General features: G+C 60.3%; 20 protein-coding genes. 12 read left to right on the forward strand and 8 right to left on the reverse strand.

The window, feature by feature from the left end:
- Window positions 1–303: 303 nt before the first annotated feature.
- On the reverse strand, window positions 304–669 hold the full coding sequence (locus AC07VF_RS17240) for a glutathione S-transferase N-terminal domain-containing protein (RefSeq protein ID WP_282373082.1): 366 nt from the start codon (window positions 667–669) through the stop codon (window positions 304–306).
- Window positions 670–748: 79 nt separating this feature from the next.
- Complete coding sequence (gene folE / locus AC07VF_RS17245; RefSeq protein ID WP_065989346.1) at window positions 749–1,294, reverse strand: GTP cyclohydrolase I FolE; 546 nt, start codon at window positions 1,292–1,294, stop codon at window positions 749–751.
- A gap of 626 nt (window positions 1,295–1,920) precedes the next feature.
- Between folE and AC07VF_RS17250 the strand changes: the two genes are divergently transcribed.
- A complete protein-coding gene (locus AC07VF_RS17250) occupies window positions 1,921–2,106 on the forward strand; it encodes a hypothetical protein (RefSeq protein ID WP_192175049.1) in 186 nt (61 codons plus the stop codon).
- A gap of 76 nt (window positions 2,107–2,182) precedes the next feature.
- On the opposite strand, the gene AC07VF_RS17255 is transcribed toward AC07VF_RS17250, so the two are convergent.
- The 3 genes from AC07VF_RS17255 to AC07VF_RS17265 all read right to left on the reverse strand — a co-directional run bounded on the left by AC07VF_RS17255 (window position 2,183) and on the right by AC07VF_RS17265 (window position 4,028).
- Window positions 2,183–2,743, reverse strand: a complete 561-nt coding sequence (locus AC07VF_RS17255) for a Smr/MutS family protein (protein ID WP_065989376.1) — start codon at window positions 2,741–2,743, stop codon at window positions 2,183–2,185.
- A 106-nt stretch (window positions 2,744–2,849) separates the two neighbouring features.
- Window positions 2,850–3,170: a hypothetical protein gene (locus AC07VF_RS17260; RefSeq protein ID WP_192175048.1), complete on the reverse strand. Its 321-nt coding sequence runs from the start codon at window positions 3,168–3,170 to the stop codon at window positions 2,850–2,852.
- A gap of 234 nt (window positions 3,171–3,404) precedes the next feature.
- Window positions 3,405–4,028 carry a cysteine hydrolase family protein gene (locus AC07VF_RS17265; protein ID WP_192175047.1) on the reverse strand — a complete coding sequence of 208 codons (624 nt, stop codon included), beginning with the start codon at window positions 4,026–4,028 and terminating at the stop codon, window positions 3,405–3,407.
- A gap of 254 nt (window positions 4,029–4,282) precedes the next feature.
- Here AC07VF_RS17265 and prmB point away from each other — a divergent pair, with 254 nt between their 5' ends.
- Window positions 4,283–5,191: a 50S ribosomal protein L3 N(5)-glutamine methyltransferase gene (gene prmB / locus AC07VF_RS17270; protein WP_346629589.1), complete on the forward strand. Its 909-nt coding sequence runs from the start codon at window positions 4,283–4,285 to the stop codon at window positions 5,189–5,191.
- A 263-nt stretch (window positions 5,192–5,454) separates the two neighbouring features.
- On the opposite strand, the gene AC07VF_RS17275 is transcribed toward prmB, so the two are convergent.
- Both AC07VF_RS17275 and AC07VF_RS17280 read right to left on the reverse strand, forming a co-directional pair.
- Entirely contained in the window at window positions 5,455–6,255 is an 801-nt protein-coding gene (locus tag AC07VF_RS17275) for a hypothetical protein (protein ID WP_346629590.1), read from the reverse strand.
- A gap of 134 nt (window positions 6,256–6,389) precedes the next feature.
- The gene (locus AC07VF_RS17280) at window positions 6,390–7,385 is read right to left on the reverse strand and encodes an alpha/beta hydrolase (protein WP_346629591.1); all 996 of its coding nucleotides are present in this window, start codon (window positions 7,383–7,385) and stop codon (window positions 6,390–6,392) included.
- A 127-nt stretch (window positions 7,386–7,512) separates the two neighbouring features.
- Between AC07VF_RS17280 and aroC the strand changes: the two genes are divergently transcribed.
- The 6 genes from aroC (at window position 7,513) to AC07VF_RS17310 (ending at window position 12,781) form a co-directional block, all read left to right on the forward strand.
- On the forward strand, window positions 7,513–8,604 hold the full coding sequence (gene aroC, locus AC07VF_RS17285) for a chorismate synthase (RefSeq protein ID WP_192175043.1): 1,092 nt from the start codon (window positions 7,513–7,515) through the stop codon (window positions 8,602–8,604).
- 31 nt (window positions 8,605–8,635) lie between these two features.
- Window positions 8,636–9,790 carry an MFS transporter gene (locus AC07VF_RS17290; protein WP_346628333.1) on the forward strand — a complete coding sequence of 385 codons (1,155 nt, stop codon included), beginning with the start codon at window positions 8,636–8,638 and terminating at the stop codon, window positions 9,788–9,790.
- Complete coding sequence (locus AC07VF_RS17295) at window positions 9,787–10,401, forward strand: methylthioribulose 1-phosphate dehydratase (RefSeq protein WP_495008968.1); 615 nt, start codon at window positions 9,787–9,789, stop codon at window positions 10,399–10,401. The genes AC07VF_RS17290 and AC07VF_RS17295 overlap by 4 nt, the downstream gene beginning before the upstream one ends.
- A 106-nt stretch (window positions 10,402–10,507) precedes the next feature.
- Entirely contained in the window at window positions 10,508–11,053 is a 546-nt protein-coding gene (locus AC07VF_RS17300) for a 1,2-dihydroxy-3-keto-5-methylthiopentene dioxygenase (RefSeq protein WP_074891918.1), read from the forward strand.
- A 5-nt stretch (window positions 11,054–11,058) separates the two neighbouring features.
- Window positions 11,059–11,742, forward strand: coding sequence for an acireductone synthase (mtnC, locus tag AC07VF_RS17305; protein ID WP_495008969.1), 684 nt, complete (start codon window positions 11,059–11,061; stop codon window positions 11,740–11,742).
- Window positions 11,743–12,064: 322 nt separating this feature from the next.
- Complete coding sequence (locus AC07VF_RS17310) at window positions 12,065–12,781, forward strand: helix-turn-helix transcriptional regulator (RefSeq protein ID WP_282373315.1); 717 nt, start codon at window positions 12,065–12,067, stop codon at window positions 12,779–12,781.
- A 155-nt stretch (window positions 12,782–12,936) separates the two neighbouring features.
- Here the strand turns inward: AC07VF_RS17310 and AC07VF_RS17315 are convergent, their stop codons facing one another.
- Entirely contained in the window at window positions 12,937–13,215 is a 279-nt protein-coding gene (locus AC07VF_RS17315; protein WP_074891912.1) for a DUF3509 domain-containing protein, read from the reverse strand.
- A 518-nt stretch (window positions 13,216–13,733) separates the two neighbouring features.
- Here AC07VF_RS17315 and AC07VF_RS17320 point away from each other — a divergent pair.
- The 4 genes from AC07VF_RS17320 to speE all read left to right on the forward strand — a co-directional run bounded on the left by AC07VF_RS17320 (window position 13,734) and on the right by speE (window position 16,221).
- Window positions 13,734–14,270, forward strand: coding sequence for an ankyrin repeat domain-containing protein (locus tag AC07VF_RS17320; RefSeq protein WP_122624151.1), 537 nt, complete (start codon window positions 13,734–13,736; stop codon window positions 14,268–14,270).
- Window positions 14,271–14,337: 67 nt separating this feature from the next.
- Window positions 14,338–14,862, forward strand: coding sequence for a hypothetical protein (locus AC07VF_RS17325; RefSeq protein WP_495008970.1), 525 nt, complete (start codon window positions 14,338–14,340; stop codon window positions 14,860–14,862).
- Window positions 14,863–14,971: 109 nt separating this feature from the next.
- The gene (locus AC07VF_RS17330) at window positions 14,972–15,163 is read left to right on the forward strand and encodes a PLDc N-terminal domain-containing protein (RefSeq protein WP_037009073.1); all 192 of its coding nucleotides are present in this window, start codon (window positions 14,972–14,974) and stop codon (window positions 15,161–15,163) included.
- A gap of 197 nt (window positions 15,164–15,360) precedes the next feature.
- Window positions 15,361–16,221: a polyamine aminopropyltransferase gene (gene speE / locus AC07VF_RS17335; RefSeq protein WP_346629596.1), complete on the forward strand. Its 861-nt coding sequence runs from the start codon at window positions 15,361–15,363 to the stop codon at window positions 16,219–16,221.
- Window positions 16,222–16,343 lie beyond the last annotated feature (122 nt).

Here is a 16,343-nt window from a genome sequence, read left to right on the forward strand (position 1 = left end):
AGCAAGCTCACTCCCACAGGTTTTGGGAAATGGCTGAGAGGATGAGTTGACCCCGGATCCCACAGGTTTTGCGGGATGGCTGAGAGGGTGAGTTGACCCCGGATCCCACAGGTTTTGCGGAATGGCTGAGAGGGTGAGCCGACCCCCGATCCCGTGGGAGCGAGCTTGCTCGCGAATTGGCCAGTCAACGCACTGAATTTCCATCGGCAGGCACGCCGCCTTCGCGAGCAAGCTCACTCCCACAGGTTTTGCGGGATGGCTGAGAGGGTGAGCCGACCCCCGATCCCGTGGGAGTGGACTGCATCAAACCGCCGAGAATCGCTTCTCCAGGTAATCAACGATCACTTTCGATTCATACATCCACACCGTCTGGCCTTCTTCCTCGATCCGCAGGCACGGCACCTTGATCCGGCCGCCGCCGCTGAGCAGCGCCTGACGATCGGGCTCGTTGTTCTTCGCGTCACGAAGGGCCACAGGCACGTTCAAACGGCGCAGCGCCCGGCGGGTTTTCACGCAGAACGGGCAGGCGTGGAACTGATACAGCGTCAGCGCTTTCGCCGACGCATCGACGGCAGCCTGGGCTTCGGGAGAACGCTTCTTTTTGCTCGGCCGCGTCAGGAAATCGCCCGCGATTACGAGCTGGCCGAGACCGACTCTCACTGCTTTCATCAACACGCTAAAACCTCACTCGGCGGCACGAACCGCCAGACAGCCGCAGCCTGATGCTGCGGCCTTCAGGACGCCGGGATCACTTGATCAGGCTGAGAAACTCGGTGCGGGTCGCAGCGTTTTCGCGGAATTCACCCAGCATCACCGAAGTGATCATCGACGAATTCTGCTTCTCGACGCCGCGCATCATCATGCACATGTGCTTGGCTTCGATGACCACTGCCACACCCAGCGCGCCGGTGACCTGCTGGATGGCTTCGGCGATCTGGCGGCTGAGGTTTTCCTGGATCTGCAGGCGACGAGCGTACATGTCGACGATGCGCGCGACCTTCGACAGGCCCAGCACTTTGCCGCTCGGGATATAGGCGACGTGGGCCTTGCCGATGAAGGGCAGCAAATGGTGTTCGCAGAGCGAATACAACTCGATGTCCTTGACCACCACCATTTCGCTGTTGTCGGAGCTGAACAGCGCACCGTTGGTGACTTCTTCGAGGGTTTGCTCATAGCCGCGGCAAAGGTACTGCATGGCTTTGGCTGCGCGTTTCGGGGTGTCGCGCAAGCCTTCGCGGGAGACGTCTTCGCCGAGTTGACCGAGGATGGCGGTGTAGTTCTGTTCCAGAGTCACAGGGGTGTGTTCCGTGTGGGTTCAAAAAACGCAGGGTTGCGGGCCTGCAAAGGCGCACATAGTAGCGTAGCTGGACGCGCAGGGGTACGGCAGGCGGCCGAGACGCCTGCGGCATGGCGCCGCCGTGACTGTGTCAGCCGACCTTTACCCAACCTTTACCGAGGGGATATGTCGGAATGTGTCGGCTTGATGTCTGAAGTAACGGGTGACAGATGCCCGGATGAAGAGAGTGCTTATGATGTTTAGCCGAATCGCGAAAATCGCACTGGTGATTGCCCTGGCGTCGTCGGTTTCGGGGTGTTTTTTCGGACCGGGTTGGGGCCGCCACGGCGGTGGCTGGCATGAACACCGCTATTACGACGGTGGCCCATACGATGGCGGACGGGGCGGTTACGGCCCTGGACCTGGTTACTACCGCCGCTGATTTTTACTGATCATTTGACGCATGAAGCACAGGCCGCGAAGGGAAGACCCATCCCTCGCGGCCTTTTTGTTGGGTGCAAGTTTCGTATCAGGCTCGATACCTGATCGGTACCAAACCACGACGCGGATTCGCAGGCTTGTGCTGTCAGAAGCAACAGGTGATGAATACCTGTGATCAAGCCCGCTTTAAGAGAGAAATCGAAATGTTGAGTCGTATAGCGAAAGTCGCGATGGTCATCGCGGTGATGTCGGCCATGTCCGGATGCTGGCCATTCTGGGGCCCGGGCGGGGGAGGCCACGGCGGTCACGGAGGCGGTGGTGGCGGTCACTATGAAGGCGGTGGCCCGGGTGGCGGCGGTGGCGGTGGCGGCGGTCCTGGCCCGCGTTGATCGGATAAGCGCTTAATGAGCGGTGGGAGCGACCGGGGGTGTCGCTCCCACAAGGACTGGTCGGCAGACGCCTGCCTTACTCGTCACGTCCTTCCATCATGGTCCGCTTGAGGATCACGTACACCGCGCCTGCGCCGCCATGCTTGGCGATGCACGAAGCAAATCCCAATACCTGCTGGTGCTGACGCAACCACGTGTTGACGTGGCTCTTGATCATCGGCCGCTTGCCGTCCAGCCGCACCGCCTTGCCGTGGGTAATCCGCACGCAGCGCACTTCCAGCTTGGCCGCCTCGGCGAGAAATTCCCACATCGTCTCGCGCGCCATTTCGACGCTCATGCCATGCAGGTCCAGGCTGCCTTCAAAGCTGATCTGCCCCAGCTTGAGCTTGCGCATCTGGCCTTCCTGCACCCCGTCACGGGCCCAGTACAGCGTGTCTTCAGGGCCGACATCGATCACGAACTGGTCTGACAGACCATCAACGGTAATCGTCGCATCGGAGCGCACGGTGGCCGCCTGACGCAGCTTGGCCAGGTTCTTACGGTCGGTTTTGGGTTTTCCTACGTCCGCATGTTCAGTCTTGATGGGCTTTACGCCGCGAATCTCACTTCTGAACAGGGAAAAATCGTCGTCTTGCATGGTGGTCTCCGCGAAGGGGGCCAGTTTAACCGCGTCACGCCAGAATCGGCGCGACTATCGATGATCAGGGCTTTCGATGATTAAACGGCAGCGGATGACGCGAAGGTCAGTCGTGCTTCTTCATCAGGTGGGGAGACATGTTCAGTTCGCCGGCACGACGGCGGCGGCGGCGACTGCGGCGCCAGAACCAGATGCCGACATACAGCATCAACAAACCGACGATGACTGTGACCGCAGCGCCCGCTGGACTGGCGTTGAGTTCGCCCAGTGCGACGGGGTTGCCGATCAGGCTGGCGACACCGGCCATTGCCAGCAGCACGCCAGCGGTGGCCAGAACGGCCGACATCGCTGCAATAATGCGCATCCGCCAGCTGCCCTGGCCCTTGGGGCGCAGGCGACGGGCATCAAAACCATCGGATATTTTCATTCCGATTTCCTCTATGGGTATCGGCGCTCTGACCCGCACAGCGTGGGGGTGGTTCCCGCCTGGCCAGGTTTCAGGGGCATTACGAATCGATTACGGATAGGCGGTCAGGTGAACAGGGTTAACCCCGCCTGACGACTGCATTTGTACGCCTTTTCTTCAGGAACTGCCGGAAAATGATCCGCGCGAGGGGCATGCGCAGTCAGCTCGTTGCAACAGCTCCTGTCGAGGGAGGATTCAGATCAGGTCTTTGGTCAGCGCCAGTTTGGCGAAGTTGTCGTTCATGATTGCCATCTCCGCCTGCTGCACCAGCTCGGCCTTGATGACGCCGCTCGGGGTCGGCAGATCGCGGGTGGCGCAGGCGTCCTCCACCAGCGTGCAGCGAAACCCGTAGTCCTTGGCCGCGCGCACGGTAGTGCTGACGCTGGAGTGGCTCATGAAACCGCACACCACCAGGTCCAGCCGGCCACGGCTCTCCAGCAAGCTGTGCAGCGTGGTGCGGTCGTCGGTGGAGACGGTCCCGTTCAGCGCGTTCGGCAGGCGTTTTTCGATGATGATTTCGTCACCCTGCGGCTGCAGTTCAGGCACGAATTGCCCGCGCTCGCCCTGGGGATCGAACATTCCGCCCACGGTGCCCAGATGACGCACGTGAATGATCGGCGACTTCGCTGCACGCGCGGCGGCGACCAGTTTGACGATGTTGTTGATGGCGTCCTGAACGCCGGTCAGGGCGAGAGGGCCGCTGAGGTATTCCTTCTGCGCATCGATGATGATCAGGGTGGCATTACTTAATGTGGCCGCTGCGTATTCACGGCCACTGAGTTGAAACATGGTCTTGGGACCAGTGTTTGAAACAGACATCGGGGGGCTCCTTCGAGTGGGGCTTTTGCCACATTGTCCACTGGCAGAGCGATTCTGTGAATCGCCATGCTCACAGACCTCGCTTTTCTGCCGGGCTTCAAGCCGTCGAGCAGGTCGCGGTTGCTGTCATAGTGCCTGCAAAACGAGGTAAAGACTGTGGAAAGTTTTTGCGCGAGGCCGCTGCGCCCGGTGCGGGATCGTTTGTTGCGTGGATGGCTGATAGAATCGCCCGTCGTTTTTTCAAGGAGTCTGCCGTGATCACTTCCCGCCTGCGCACCCTGCGCGATCATATCCGTTGGGCTGTCAGCCGTTTCCACGGGGAAGACCTGTTTTTCGGCCATGGCACCGACAACGCGTGGGACGAAGCCCGCCAACTTGTGCTCGGCGCCCTGCACCTGCCGTGGGAAATTGCCGACAGTTACCTGGACTGCAACCTTGAAGACGAAGAGCTGGTGGCGGTGCAACACCTGATCAAGCGACGCATCGAAGAGCGTGTGCCCACGGCGTATCTGCTGGGTGAAGCGTGGTTCTGCGGGATGTCATTCATCGTCGACGAGCGCGTGCTGATTCCGCGCTCGCCCATCGGTGAACTGATCGAGCAGCGGTTTGCACCCTGGCTGGCCAGCGATCCGGCCCGCATTCTCGACCTGTGCACCGGCTCCGGCTGCATTGGCATCGCCTGCGCCGACGTGTTCCCCGACGCTGAGGTGGTGTTGTCCGACCTGTCGTTCGAGGCGCTGGAAGTGGCGAATCAGAACATCGAGCGCCATGGCGTGGACCAGCGCGTGTATACCGTGCAGGGCGATGGTTTCGACGGCCTGCCGGGCCAGCGTTTTGACCTGATCGTGTCCAACCCGCCGTACGTCGATGCCGAAGATTTCGCCGACATGCCTGACGAATACCAGCACGAACCCGAGCTGGCGCTGGCCTGCGGTGACGACGGCTTGAATCTGGTGCGGCGCATGCTGGCCCGGGCCGCAAACCATCTGAACGAGAAGGGCTTGTTGATCGTGGAAGTCGGCAACAGCCAGGTTCACGTCGAAGCGCTGTACCCGGAAGTGGACTTCGCCTGGCTGGAATTCGAACGCGGCGGCCACGGCGTGTTCATGCTGACGGCAGAGCAGTGCCGCAATCATCAAGACGTCTTTGCAGCGCGGATCTAATCAGATAATCGGCGGGCCTCTTCCCGGCTACAGCCGGTCCTGCTATGGATACGCGGTCAAACAGTGGGACCGGCTTCAGCCGGGAAGGCGTCGGACGTCACACCGCAAATCTGATGGCGAACACACCGGCCTCTTCCCGGCTAAAGCCGGTCCCACTATGGATACGCGGTCAAACAGTGGGACGGCTTCAGCCGGGAAGGCGTCGGTCGTTACACCCTAAATCTGATTTCGAACACACCGGCCTTTGCCCTGTTAACGCCGGGTCACCGATGGGTCGCAATCCAGATCAGCAGGCCGGCCTGAAACACGGCGAAGGTGACCAGGCAGGCGATGGTGAAGCGCAAGCCGGCGTCGTCCCGGCGGTATTTGCTGACCTTGTCTTCGGACTTCTTGATCGTGACGTCCTGTTCCTGAATCCTCTGTTCGGCCTGTTGCAACATCTGCGCGGCGTCGAGGATCTGCACGATCTGGATTTTGTCGGCGTTCCAGGTGTTATTGAGGTTGCCGACCTTGGCGTCCTTGATGGCGCCTTTCAGGTGCTGCGCATCGGCGTAGACGACTTCGAAACCCTGGGTCTTGAGGAAGTGATCGCGACGCAGGCGCGTGTCCTCGTTGAGCGCATCCTTATTCGCCAGTGCGACGCCTTCAATCTTGTACTCGGCGCATCGTTTCTGCGCCCAGGCGATGCCCTGGGCCAGCATGAAACGGCCCAGCCCCCGGTTCCACGGATCGATCTGCAAGCCGGACGCCGGGCCCACGCGAACGCTGCGATTGGCATGATCCACCCAGATATCCAGACAATTCTGTTCTTTGCGGGTCTTCTGCCCCGGCAACTGATAGGTCATGCGCAGCAGGCTGAATTCCTTGTTGTGGCGCTCGGCCTTGCCGAATTCAACGAAGCGCAGCGGGCGGGCGCCGGTCGCGCGGTCGGTCGGCAGGGGCGCCAGACGCAGCATCGAGAAGTGCTCCGCGTGTACTTCTTCCCACAAGACAGGCGCGGCGACTTCGCCTTCTTTGGCTTCGGTCGGCTCGACCGCGTCGGTTTGCATGGTTGCTTCTGTCATCACGGCGATCCTGTTATCGACATTGCCCGGCACATGGCACCGGCACACGATGCCAGCAGACAGCTATCGGCCGTTTCTGACGAAGCTAAAGGGATCGTGCGTCGACTTCCGCGTCAACGAGAAGAGCACCGGCCTCAGGCGGCCGGTACCGAGTCGAGAAATTTCAGGATGCGGTCGGTCACTTCGCTGGCCAACGGCAACTGCGGATCCTTGTAGGACGCCAACTGCCGCTTGATGTCCATCGGCACGATGCGCAGCACGTGGTTCATGCCGTCGATGATCGCCAGTTGCGAGTCGGGTTTGGCCTTGTGCAGCAGCTCGGCGTCGCCCACGCCCACTTGCATGTCGTTGCGGCCCTGAATGATCAGTGTCGGGATTTTCAGTTGCCCGAACGCTGCCGTCGGGTTCTGCCGGAACAACGAAATCAGATAAGGCTGCACGCTTGGGCGGAACACCACCTGAAGGGGTTCGGGCACGTCGTTGTCAGTCTTGCCGGCCTTGATCTCTTCGATCAGTTGCTCGCTGCGCGCCAGCAGCGGAGGAGGGAGGCGATCCTGCAGTTGCTCGCGGACCACTTGATCCACCGGGCGACCGGTGCCGGCTACCGAGATCAACGCGACGGCGCCCGCACGTTCTGCCGCCAGGGTGGCGACCAGTGCGCCTTCACTGTGGCCCATCAGAACCAGAGGGCCCAGGCGCGAGTCGGTCTTGAGTTTGGCGGCCCAGGCGACCGCGTCGTCGACGTACTTCTCGATGCTCAGATCGCGCTCGTCCGGGGTGGCAGGGCGACTGGCCGCGACGCCGCGCTTGTCGTAACGCACGCTGGCAATGTTGTGCTTGGCGAGGATCAGGGCGAGACGCTTCATGCTGTCGTTGCGTCCGCCGTCGGAGTTGTTGCCATCACGGTCGGTCGGCCCTGAGCCGGCGATGATCAACACCACGGGCACCGGTTTCGCCGATTTGGGCAGCAGCAGCGTGCCGAACAGCTCGCCGGTGCCGGTGTCCAGGCTGATGGGGCGCTGCAGCACGACGGGCGTTCCGGCGTGGGCGATGGATGACAGCAGGGTCAGGCTCAAGATGATCGCTCGCAGCGGCCAGAAGCCGCGAATCAGGGGTAAGGCGCTTAGCATTGCAGGACCGTCATCAATAAAGTGTCAATTGGACGCGGGCAAATGAATAAGGTTCGAGGATGAACTGCGCCATAAGCCTGCGTATACTGGCGCGCTTGAGTTTTTGAACGTCCTCGGAGCCTCCCGCATGTCCGGCAATACCTACGGCAAGCTGTTCACTGTCACCACTGCCGGCGAAAGCCACGGTCCGGCACTGGTTGCCATCGTTGACGGCTGCCCGCCGGGCATCGAGCTGTCGCTGGAAGACCTGCAGCGTGACCTCGACCGCCGCAAGCCGGGGACCAGCCGCCACACCACCCAGCGTCAGGAGCCCGACGAGGTCGAGATCCTGTCCGGCGTCTTCGAAGGCAAGACCACCGGCGCGTCCATCGGCCTGCTGATTCGCAACACCGATCAGAAGTCCAAGGACTACTCGGCGATCAAGGACCTGTTCCGCCCCGCCCACGCCGATTACACCTACCACCATAAATACGGCATCCGCGACTACCGTGGCGGCGGTCGCAGCTCTGCGCGGGAAACGGCCATGCGCGTCGCCGCCGGGGCCATCGCCAAGAAGTTTCTCGCCACCCAGGGCATTACCGTTCGCGGCTACATGAGCCAGCTCGGCCCGATCGAAATCCCGTTCAAGACCTGGGATTCGGTGGAAGACAACGCCTTCTTCAGCCCTGACCCGAGCAAGGTGCCGGAGCTGGAAGCCTACATGGACCAGCTGCGTCGCGATCAAGACTCGGTGGGCGCGAAGATCACGGTCGTGGCCGACGGCGTGATGCCGGGGCTGGGCGAGCCGATCTTCGACCGTCTCGATGCCGAACTGGCCCATGCGTTGATGAGCATCAACGCGGTCAAGGGCGTCGAGATCGGCGCCGGCTTTGCCTGCGTGGCCCAGCGCGGCACCGAGCATCGTGACGAAATGAGCCCCGAAGGTTTTCTGTCGAACAACGCCGGCGGCATCCTCGGCGGGATTTCGTCCGGCCAGCCGATCGTTGCGCATCTGGCCCTGAAAGCGACCTCCAGCATCACCACGCCGGGGCACTCGATCGACGTCGATGGCAACTCCGTCGAGGTCATCACCAAAGGCCGCCACGACCCTTGCGTCGGCATCCGCGCCACGCCCATTGCCGAAGCGATGATGGCCATAGTCCTGGTTGACCATCTGCTGCGCCACCGCGGGCAAAACGCTGACGTGCGCGTCACCACGCCGATTCTGGGTCAGCTGTAATGCCTGAGCCGCGCGTTGCCGCCGCGGTCATCTGAGCGTGGCGGCGCTCCCTTACTGGCGGCTCGCCAGCTTCTACCTCTTCTATTTCGCCCTGCTTGGGGCCACGGCGCCCTACATGGCGCTGTATTTCAGCCACCTGGGATTTTCCGCCGCGCGCATCGGCGAGTTGGTCGCGATCCCGATGCTGATGCGCTGTGTTGCGCCCAACGTCTGGGGCTGGCTCGGCGATTACACCGGCCGACGCCTGACCATCGTGCGCTTCGGCGCCATTTGCGGACTGGCCTGTTTCAGCCTGATTCTCGTCGACACGTCCTACGCCTGGCTGGCGATGGTCATGGCCCTCTATGCGTTTTTCTGGCACGCGGTGCTGCCGCAATTCGAAGTCATCACGCTGACGCATTTGCAGGGCCAGACTTCCCGCTACAGCCAGATCCGGCTGTGGGGATCCATCGGCTTCATTCTTTCGGTGGTCGTGTTGGGCCGGATGCTGGAGTGGTTCAGCCTGGATTACTACCCGCAACTGCTGCTATTGATCCTGCTCGGCATTATCGCCAGCAGTTGGTGGGTGCCAAACGCGCAGCCGGTGGTCTCGGGCGTGCGGGTCGCGGGCGAGGGCTTTCTCAGGCAGCTGATCAGGCCGGGTGTGCTGGCGTTTTATGTCAGCGTCGCATTGATACAACTGAGCCACGGGCCGTATAACACCTTTCTAACGCTGCACCTGGAACACCTCGGCTACAGCCGCGGGATGATTGGCCTGCTGTGGGCGCTGGGGGTGATCGCTGAAGTGTTGATGTTCATGGCGATGAGCCGTGTGCTGCAGCGCTTCAGTGTCCGTCAGGTGCTGATCACCAGCTTCGTGATCGCCGCATTGCGCTGGCTTTTGCTGGGTAATCTGGCCGATCATCTGGCGATTCTGATCGTCGCCCAACTGATGCACGCAGCCACCTTCGGCAGCTTTCATGCGTCGGCCGTGCATTACGTGCAACGCAGTTTTGGCCCACGCCAGCAAGGTCAGGGTCAAGCGTTGTACGCCGCCCTTTCCGGCACCGGCGGGGCGATGGGCGCTTTGTATTCCGGTTACAGCTGGAACGCGCTGGGCGCCAGCTGGACCTTTGCCATTGCGAGTCTGGCGGCCGTGGCCGCTGCCGTCCTGACCGCCACATGTATGAAAGAGGAGCGCGTATGAGTCGCGAAGCACTGGCTCGGGAAATCATCGAAGCGGGGCAGTTTCTGTACGCCCGGGGCTGGTCGCCCGCCACCAGCAGCAATTATTCCGTGCGCCTGTCGCCGACCGAAGCGCTGCTGACCGTCTCCGGCAAGCACAAGGGCCAGTTGGGCATCGACGACGTGCTGGCCACCGACCTGGCCGGCAACAGCCTGGAACCGGGCAAAAAGCCGTCGGCCGAAACACTGCTGCACACACAGCTTTATAGCTGCAAGCCGGCGGTGGGGGCTGTGCTGCACACTCACTCGGTCAACGCCACCGTGCTGTCCCGGCTCACTGCCGGCGACCACCTGGTGTTCGAGGACTACGAGCTGCAAAAAGCCTTCAGCGGCGTTTCCACCCATGAATCAAAAGTGTTGGTGCCGATTTTCGACAACGATCAGGACATCGCACGGCTGGCAGACAAGGTTCAGCCCTGGCTGGATCAGCACCCTGACTGCGCCGGTTACCTGATTCGCGGTCATGGTTTGTACACTTGGGGCGCGAAGATGAGCGATGCCTTGCGCCAGATCGAAGCGTTCGAATTCCTGTTCGAATGCGAGCTCAAGACCCTGTCCGTGCTCAACCGCTGATTGCTGCAGCGTTGATGGTTGCACGCAGCGTCCCCACTGCCTGAATCAAACGCATCTGATCGGCCCCAGAGCCGACAGACGCGGACCGAACCGAGGAAGCCCCGCAATGAGCAGTCTGTCCGTTTACCACGTGTCATCCCCCGAACTGCCCAACAAGGTCCTGACCCATCTGGAGGACATTGCCTCGACCCTGGCCGAGCACGGCGTGGCGTTTGACCGCTGGCAGGCGGCAACGCCGATTACCCCCGGCGCCAGCCAGGAGGAGGTCATCGCGGCCTACCGCACCCAGATCGACAGGCTGATGACCGAGCGGGGTTACGTGACCGTCGATGTGATCAGCCTCAACAGTGACCACCCGCAGAAGGCCGAACTGCGCGCCAAGTTCCTCGAGGAGCATCAGCATGGCGAAGATGAAGTGCGGTTCTTCGTCGCCGGCCGCGGGCTGTTTACCCTGCACATCGACGACTTCGTCTACGCCGTGCTGTGCGAGAAAAACGACCTGATCTCGGTTCCGGCCGGCACCCGTCACTGGTTCGACATGGGCGAGCATCCGCATTTCGTTGCCATTCGCCTGTTCAACAACCCGGAAGGCTGGGTGGCCAAGTTCACCGGCGAAAGCATCGCCAGCCAGTTCCCGCGTCTGGAAGACTGATCACCATGACCATCAAAGCGATCCTGACTGACATCGAAGGCACCACCAGCGCGGTGAGCTTCGTCTTCGACGTGCTCTTTCCGTACGCCAAGCAGCATCTGCCCGGGTTCGTTCGGCAGCATGCCGGCGAACCCGACGTGGCCGCGCAGTTGCAGGCCGTGCGCAACGACAGTGCTGAACCTGACGCGAGTGTCGACCGGGTCATCGAGATCCTGTTGCAATGGATCGCTGAAGACCGTAAAGCCACGCCGCTCAAGGCGTTGCAGGGCATGGTCTGGCAGCAGGGTTACCAGGCCGGGCAGCTCAAGGGACACGTTTACCCGGATGCCGTCGAGGCGCTGAAACGCTGGCATCAGGCGGGGTACGCGTTGTACGTCTACTCCTCGGGCTCGATCCAGGCGCAGAAGTTGATCTTCGGCTGCTCCGAGGCGGGCGATCTGTCCGGGCTGTTCAGCGGCTATTTCGACACCACTTCAGGGCCCAAGCGCGAGGAGGCGTCCTATCGATCGATTGCTTCGAGCATCGGGCATCCGGCGGAAGCGATCCTGTTTCTGTCCGACATCGTCGAAGAACTCGATGCCGCGCAACAGGCCGGCATGGCCACTTGCGCACTGGTGCGCGATGGCGGAGAACTGAACGTGCACATCAACGTGAGCAATTTTACGGCGATAGAGCCCAGCGCTTTCTGACGCATCAGGTGTGCTGAAAACCGACGGCCGATGTCTCTGACATTGGCCGTTTTTGTATCCAAATGCGGAAAAATGTAAGTTGGTTTTTGTTCGTTTGTGGGAAGTTGCTTGTTTCACGGTCAGGCATGCCTGTTTGTTTTCGACGCTGTGTTTAACCCTCCTCGACTGTGTAACCCTTCGCCTGTCGCACCCTGACAGCTTTTGAATGAGCCTCGTGCGGTCGTGTTGACGACAGCACCTGACGCCGTTTTCAGCTGCCATGCATAAAAAATCCAAGGGGCATCAGGGCTGCGAATTTGATGGTTTTAAACGGGAGGGGAACATGAAAAACGCACAGACAGGGACGCTGAGTCCGTTGATACAACAAATGGTCACCAGCATCACTGAACAGGACGGCGATGCGGCCATTGCCAACGCACTTGACTGGCTACGGGCTGAATGCCGCAGCGAACGGGCCATGCTTTATCAGTATCGCAACGGCGTGCTGCTCAGTTGCATCACGTCCAACGTCGACAGCTACTGGAAGGATCTTTATTGCCAGGGACGCCTGATGATCGAAGACCCGGTTATCCGTTGCTACCGCCACACCATGGGCTTTCTGAATTGGGAAGAGGCCTTCAAGACCTACCCGCCGTCTGCTGCCTACATGGCTGCCGTGGAGGATTGCGACCTGCTTCCGGCGTTTTCCTATGGCTACAGCAGCCAGACGCGCGCCAATCAGGGCGTCGTCACCATCTGCACGCTCAACGGCATGGAGCGACCGCTGAGCCACAACGATCGCTACCTGCTCACCAGTCTGGTGCCGATGCTTCACGTGGCGGGGAAGGGCCGACAATTGCAGACGCGGGCGCTGTCTCCGAAAGAACTGGAGATCCTCAAATGGGCGCGGGAGGGCAAAACGGCATGGGAGATCGGGCTGATAAAAGAAGTCTCGGAGGCAACCGTCAAGCATCACTTCAAGAGCATCTACGCCAAGCTCGGGGTCACCAACCGCGCTCAGGCCGTGGGCGAGGCATTGTGTCGGGGGATCATTCAGTAGGAGGAAGCTGGATGCGCGCCAGCATCTAATGTCGCCCTCAGCAAAAAAAGCCCAAAAAAAACCGCGATAGCATCGACTATCGCGGGAATCTACAAGGGATGCTTCGATGAGAGTGAAACGTGTTGCTGCCGGAACGCCAGGTTCCGGCTTCGTACTTATCGGGTGTGATAAGTAGGCAGATCAAAACGGTGCTGGCTTTGCAACATCGAGATAGCGGGCAGCTCGCTGGCTTGTGCGGCCAGGTCGCGACGAATCGCGCTGATCACCCATTCCAGTTGCACTGGAGTGTGCAGTTGAGCGTAGGACACGCAGCGGCGGATGTTGGTGCCTTCTTCGTTGCGCAGAGTCAACAGAACGCCACCGTCCGGACGCGGCTGGGTGGTGACTTCGAAATCGGAAAATACGGATGCGAATTTTTCTTGGATGAAAGTCATGTCTAGAGGCTCCATTGCTCATGGGATAACAAGCTTGGAATGACTAGTGCAGTGACTGTGCCAGCTTTTGATGCTAAATAAATGTCAATAAAATCAAGGACTTAAAGGTTTTACAAAAATTCTGCTTCGTGCAATTTGCATGAATGCCTCTCGTGCATCCTGCAATTTACCGGAGTTGGGGGGGGGGGGGGTGAAGGGGGGCCGCGGGGCGGGAGTCGCGCTTTGCGGACATAACTGAGACAGCGGTATCCGGGATTTATTTCGTTTTGGTGCGAAATTTTCTCGCCGGGCTGTCAGCTTGCGCTATCGGGCTCATTGAAACTGATCGTTTGGCGCCGGTTGATGAAGCTGGCATCGTTGGTGTCATCTGCGGCGGCGCTGTCGACGGTGCGCCATGAGTGATGGCGTCATCAGTGGAACTACAGGCTTTATCCACGGCTCATAGATTGCCTGGCCCGTGAATCGCCGCATCCTTTGATTTTGTCCCGCGCAATGCCTTGCGCTACTGGAGTTAAGAAATGTCAGAAGCCCCCACCACGCCCGGTTCTGCCACGCGCATGACAGACGAAGAGGCACTGGAATTTGCCGAGCAGGTGTTCGACCGGGCTCGTGCCGGTGACGCCCCGATGCTCGACCGGCTGCTGGAAAACGGCTTGACCCCCAATCTTCGCAACCATAAAGGCGACACGTTGTTGATGCTGGCCAGCTACCACGGTCATCAAGATGCCGTGCGGGTGCTGCTCAAGCACAAGGCTGACCCGGAACTGCGCAACGACAATGGCCAGAGCCCGATCGCCGGCGCTGCGTTCAAGGGCGATCTGGAAACCGTGAAGATCCTTGTGGAAGGCGGTGCAGACGTGGAAGGCGCATCAGCCGACGGCCGTACCGCATTGATGATGGCGGCGATGTTCAACCGTACCGCGATCGTCGACTACCTGATCTCCAAGGGGGCCAACCCTCACATCCAGGATGCCAAGGGCGTCACCCCGCTGATGGCCGCACAGACCATGGGCGCGACCGAGACCGCCGAACAGCTCACACGTCTGGGGGCGTAAGCGATAGAGGCGCGCAGCATTTCCAGCTATCCTGCGCGCCTGTTTTTCAGCCCCCGGACGATCTGCCATGAAAGCTTCACTCATCGAATTCATCAGCAAGATCAGCTCCGGCTGCATGAGCGATGAAGAAATCGAAAAAATCGCCGACGAAGCCGCCCAGGCTTACGCCGATCCCGACGCATTTCTGACCGCCAACCCCGACATCAATTTCGACGACACCTTCCCGATCCCGCTGGGCGAGTGGGTCGTCATCGGCAGCCTGCCTGATACCGTCTTGCTTCAGGCTGATACCTATCCTGATCTGCTCACCGAGATCATGGCGTCGTTCGGCCCCAACGTGCCGTTCAACATCAAGCCCAAACAGCTGACCAAAGCTGAACCCCTGGCCGCGCTTAACCGTATTCAGATTCAGCTTTCCAGCATGAACAAGGACATGGGCGGGTATGTGCTGATGGACATCAGCGAGCCGCTGGACCACGTGTTGCAAACGGTGCTGGTCTACGGCGCTGACGTTGAGCGGGTCATGGCACTCGGCGTCGAGCTCGGCATATTGATAGAGCCCGCGCTGGAGGCGCTCAAGGCGCAGGTTTGATCTCCGGCACCGCGTTTTGCTGCGCCGAGAAATATCCCTCCCGACCAACGGAACCCTGATTGCAACCCGCCACTCTCAAGTGAGCAAGCCTTCAATTAGGAGCAACACCATGGGTTCTACCTTCAACGGTCTGATTGGCCTGATCATTCTGGCGCTGGATATCTGGGCCATCATCAACGTGCTGAAAAGCGGCGCGGAAACCGGGAAGAAAATTCTCTGGATTTTGCTGATCGTCATCCTGCCGGTGCTGGGCCTGATCATCTGGGCAATCGCTGGCCCGCGTGGCAACGTGCGTATCTAGTAGCGTGCCTGTCTAGTAGCGCAGCAAGGCTTCAGAACATATGACGCCCGACTGGCCTGGCCAGTCGGGCGTTTTTGTTTTGCCAGATCACCCGCGCCACCACGACATTCGACCTGTCATGCTCCGCGACGTAGAATGCGCGCCTTCTTGTGGGCGGCCTGCCGTCCTGTCATCAGTAGTTATCGGGGACTCCATCCATGAGCGATTATCAAGAAACGTTGTATGAAGGCTATGGCCAGCGCTTTCGCATGGAAAAGATGCTGCATGAGGTGCGCACCGAGCATCAGCATCTGGTGATTTTTCAGAACCCGCGCATGGGCCGGGTCATGGCGCTGGACGGCGTGATTCAGACGACCGAAGCCGACGAGTTCATCTATCACGAGATGCTCACCCACGTGCCGATCCTGGCCCACGGCCGCGCCAAACGTGTGCTGATCATCGGCGGTGGCGATGGCGGCATGCTGCGCGAAGTCGCCAAGCACGCGACGGTCGAGCACATCACCATGGTCGAGATCGACGGCACTGTGGTCGAGATGTGCAAGGAGTACCTGCCGAACCACTCCAAAGGCGCTTTCGATGATGCGCGTCTGAACCTGGTCATCGACGACGGCATGCGCTTCGTTGCCACCACTCAGGAAAAATTTGACGTCATCATTTCCGATTCGACGGACCCGATCGGGCCGGGCGAAGTGCTGTTTTCGGAAAACTTCTATCAGGCCTGCCATCGCTGCCTTAACGAAGGCGGGATTCTGGTCACGCAGAACGGCACGCCGTTCATGCAGCTGAGCGAAGTGCAGACCACGGCAGGGCGCATGAATGGCCTGTTCGCGGACTGGCATTTCTATCAGGCAGCGGTGCCCACCTATATTGGTGGCGCGATGACGTTTGCCTGGGGCTCGACGGATTCCGAGCACCGCAAAGTTTCGCTGGATACCCTGCGTCAGCGATTCGCCGGCAGCGGTATCGTTACCCGTTATTACAACCCTGAGGTCCACATCGGCGCCTTTGCGTTGCCGCAGTATGTGCTTCAGGCGATCAGCAAGCCCAGCAACGCCTGACGGCGGGTATGTTACGTAAACCTGACATCCTCCAGGCGATGTCAGGTTTGCGTAACTTCTCCTTGCTCGCCAGTCATGTCACGTATACATTCCATTGATTGTTTAATGTTATGCAGGCGTGA

Source organism: Pseudomonas sp. GW821-FHT02H06 (assembly GCF_059421525.1).

Coding starts and splice junctions, on each gene's coding strand:
- AC07VF_RS17325 (WP_495008970.1), top strand. CDS start 14,338: ATGAAAGCTTCACTCATCGAATTCATCAGCAAGATCAGCTCCGGCTGC.
- mtnC (WP_495008969.1), top strand. CDS start 11,059: ATGACCATCAAAGCGATCCTGACTGACATCGAAGGCACCACCAGCGCG.
- AC07VF_RS17330 (WP_037009073.1), top strand. CDS start 14,972: ATGGGTTCTACCTTCAACGGTCTGATTGGCCTGATCATTCTGGCGCTG.
- AC07VF_RS17250 (WP_192175049.1), top strand. CDS start 1,921: ATGTTGAGTCGTATAGCGAAAGTCGCGATGGTCATCGCGGTGATGTCG.
- AC07VF_RS17280 (WP_346629591.1), bottom strand. CDS start 7,385: ATGCTAAGCGCCTTACCCCTGATTCGCGGCTTCTGGCCGCTGCGAGCG.
- AC07VF_RS17295 (WP_495008968.1), top strand. CDS start 9,787: ATGAGTCGCGAAGCACTGGCTCGGGAAATCATCGAAGCGGGGCAGTTT.
- AC07VF_RS17320 (WP_122624151.1), top strand. CDS start 13,734: ATGTCAGAAGCCCCCACCACGCCCGGTTCTGCCACGCGCATGACAGAC.
- AC07VF_RS17310 (WP_282373315.1), top strand. CDS start 12,065: ATGAAAAACGCACAGACAGGGACGCTGAGTCCGTTGATACAACAAATG.
- AC07VF_RS17315 (WP_074891912.1), bottom strand. CDS start 13,215: ATGACTTTCATCCAAGAAAAATTCGCATCCGTATTTTCCGATTTCGAA.
- AC07VF_RS17255 (WP_065989376.1), bottom strand. CDS start 2,743: ATGCAAGACGACGATTTTTCCCTGTTCAGAAGTGAGATTCGCGGCGTA.
- AC07VF_RS17265 (WP_192175047.1), bottom strand. CDS start 4,028: ATGTCTGTTTCAAACACTGGTCCCAAGACCATGTTTCAACTCAGTGGC.
- AC07VF_RS17275 (WP_346629590.1), bottom strand. CDS start 6,255: ATGACAGAAGCAACCATGCAAACCGACGCGGTCGAGCCGACCGAAGCC.
- aroC (WP_192175043.1), top strand. CDS start 7,513: ATGTCCGGCAATACCTACGGCAAGCTGTTCACTGTCACCACTGCCGGC.
- AC07VF_RS17300 (WP_074891918.1), top strand. CDS start 10,508: ATGAGCAGTCTGTCCGTTTACCACGTGTCATCCCCCGAACTGCCCAAC.
- speE (WP_346629596.1), top strand. CDS start 15,361: ATGAGCGATTATCAAGAAACGTTGTATGAAGGCTATGGCCAGCGCTTT.
- AC07VF_RS17260 (WP_192175048.1), bottom strand. CDS start 3,170: ATGAAAATATCCGATGGTTTTGATGCCCGTCGCCTGCGCCCCAAGGGC.
- AC07VF_RS17240 (WP_282373082.1), bottom strand. CDS start 669: ATGAAAGCAGTGAGAGTCGGTCTCGGCCAGCTCGTAATCGCGGGCGAT.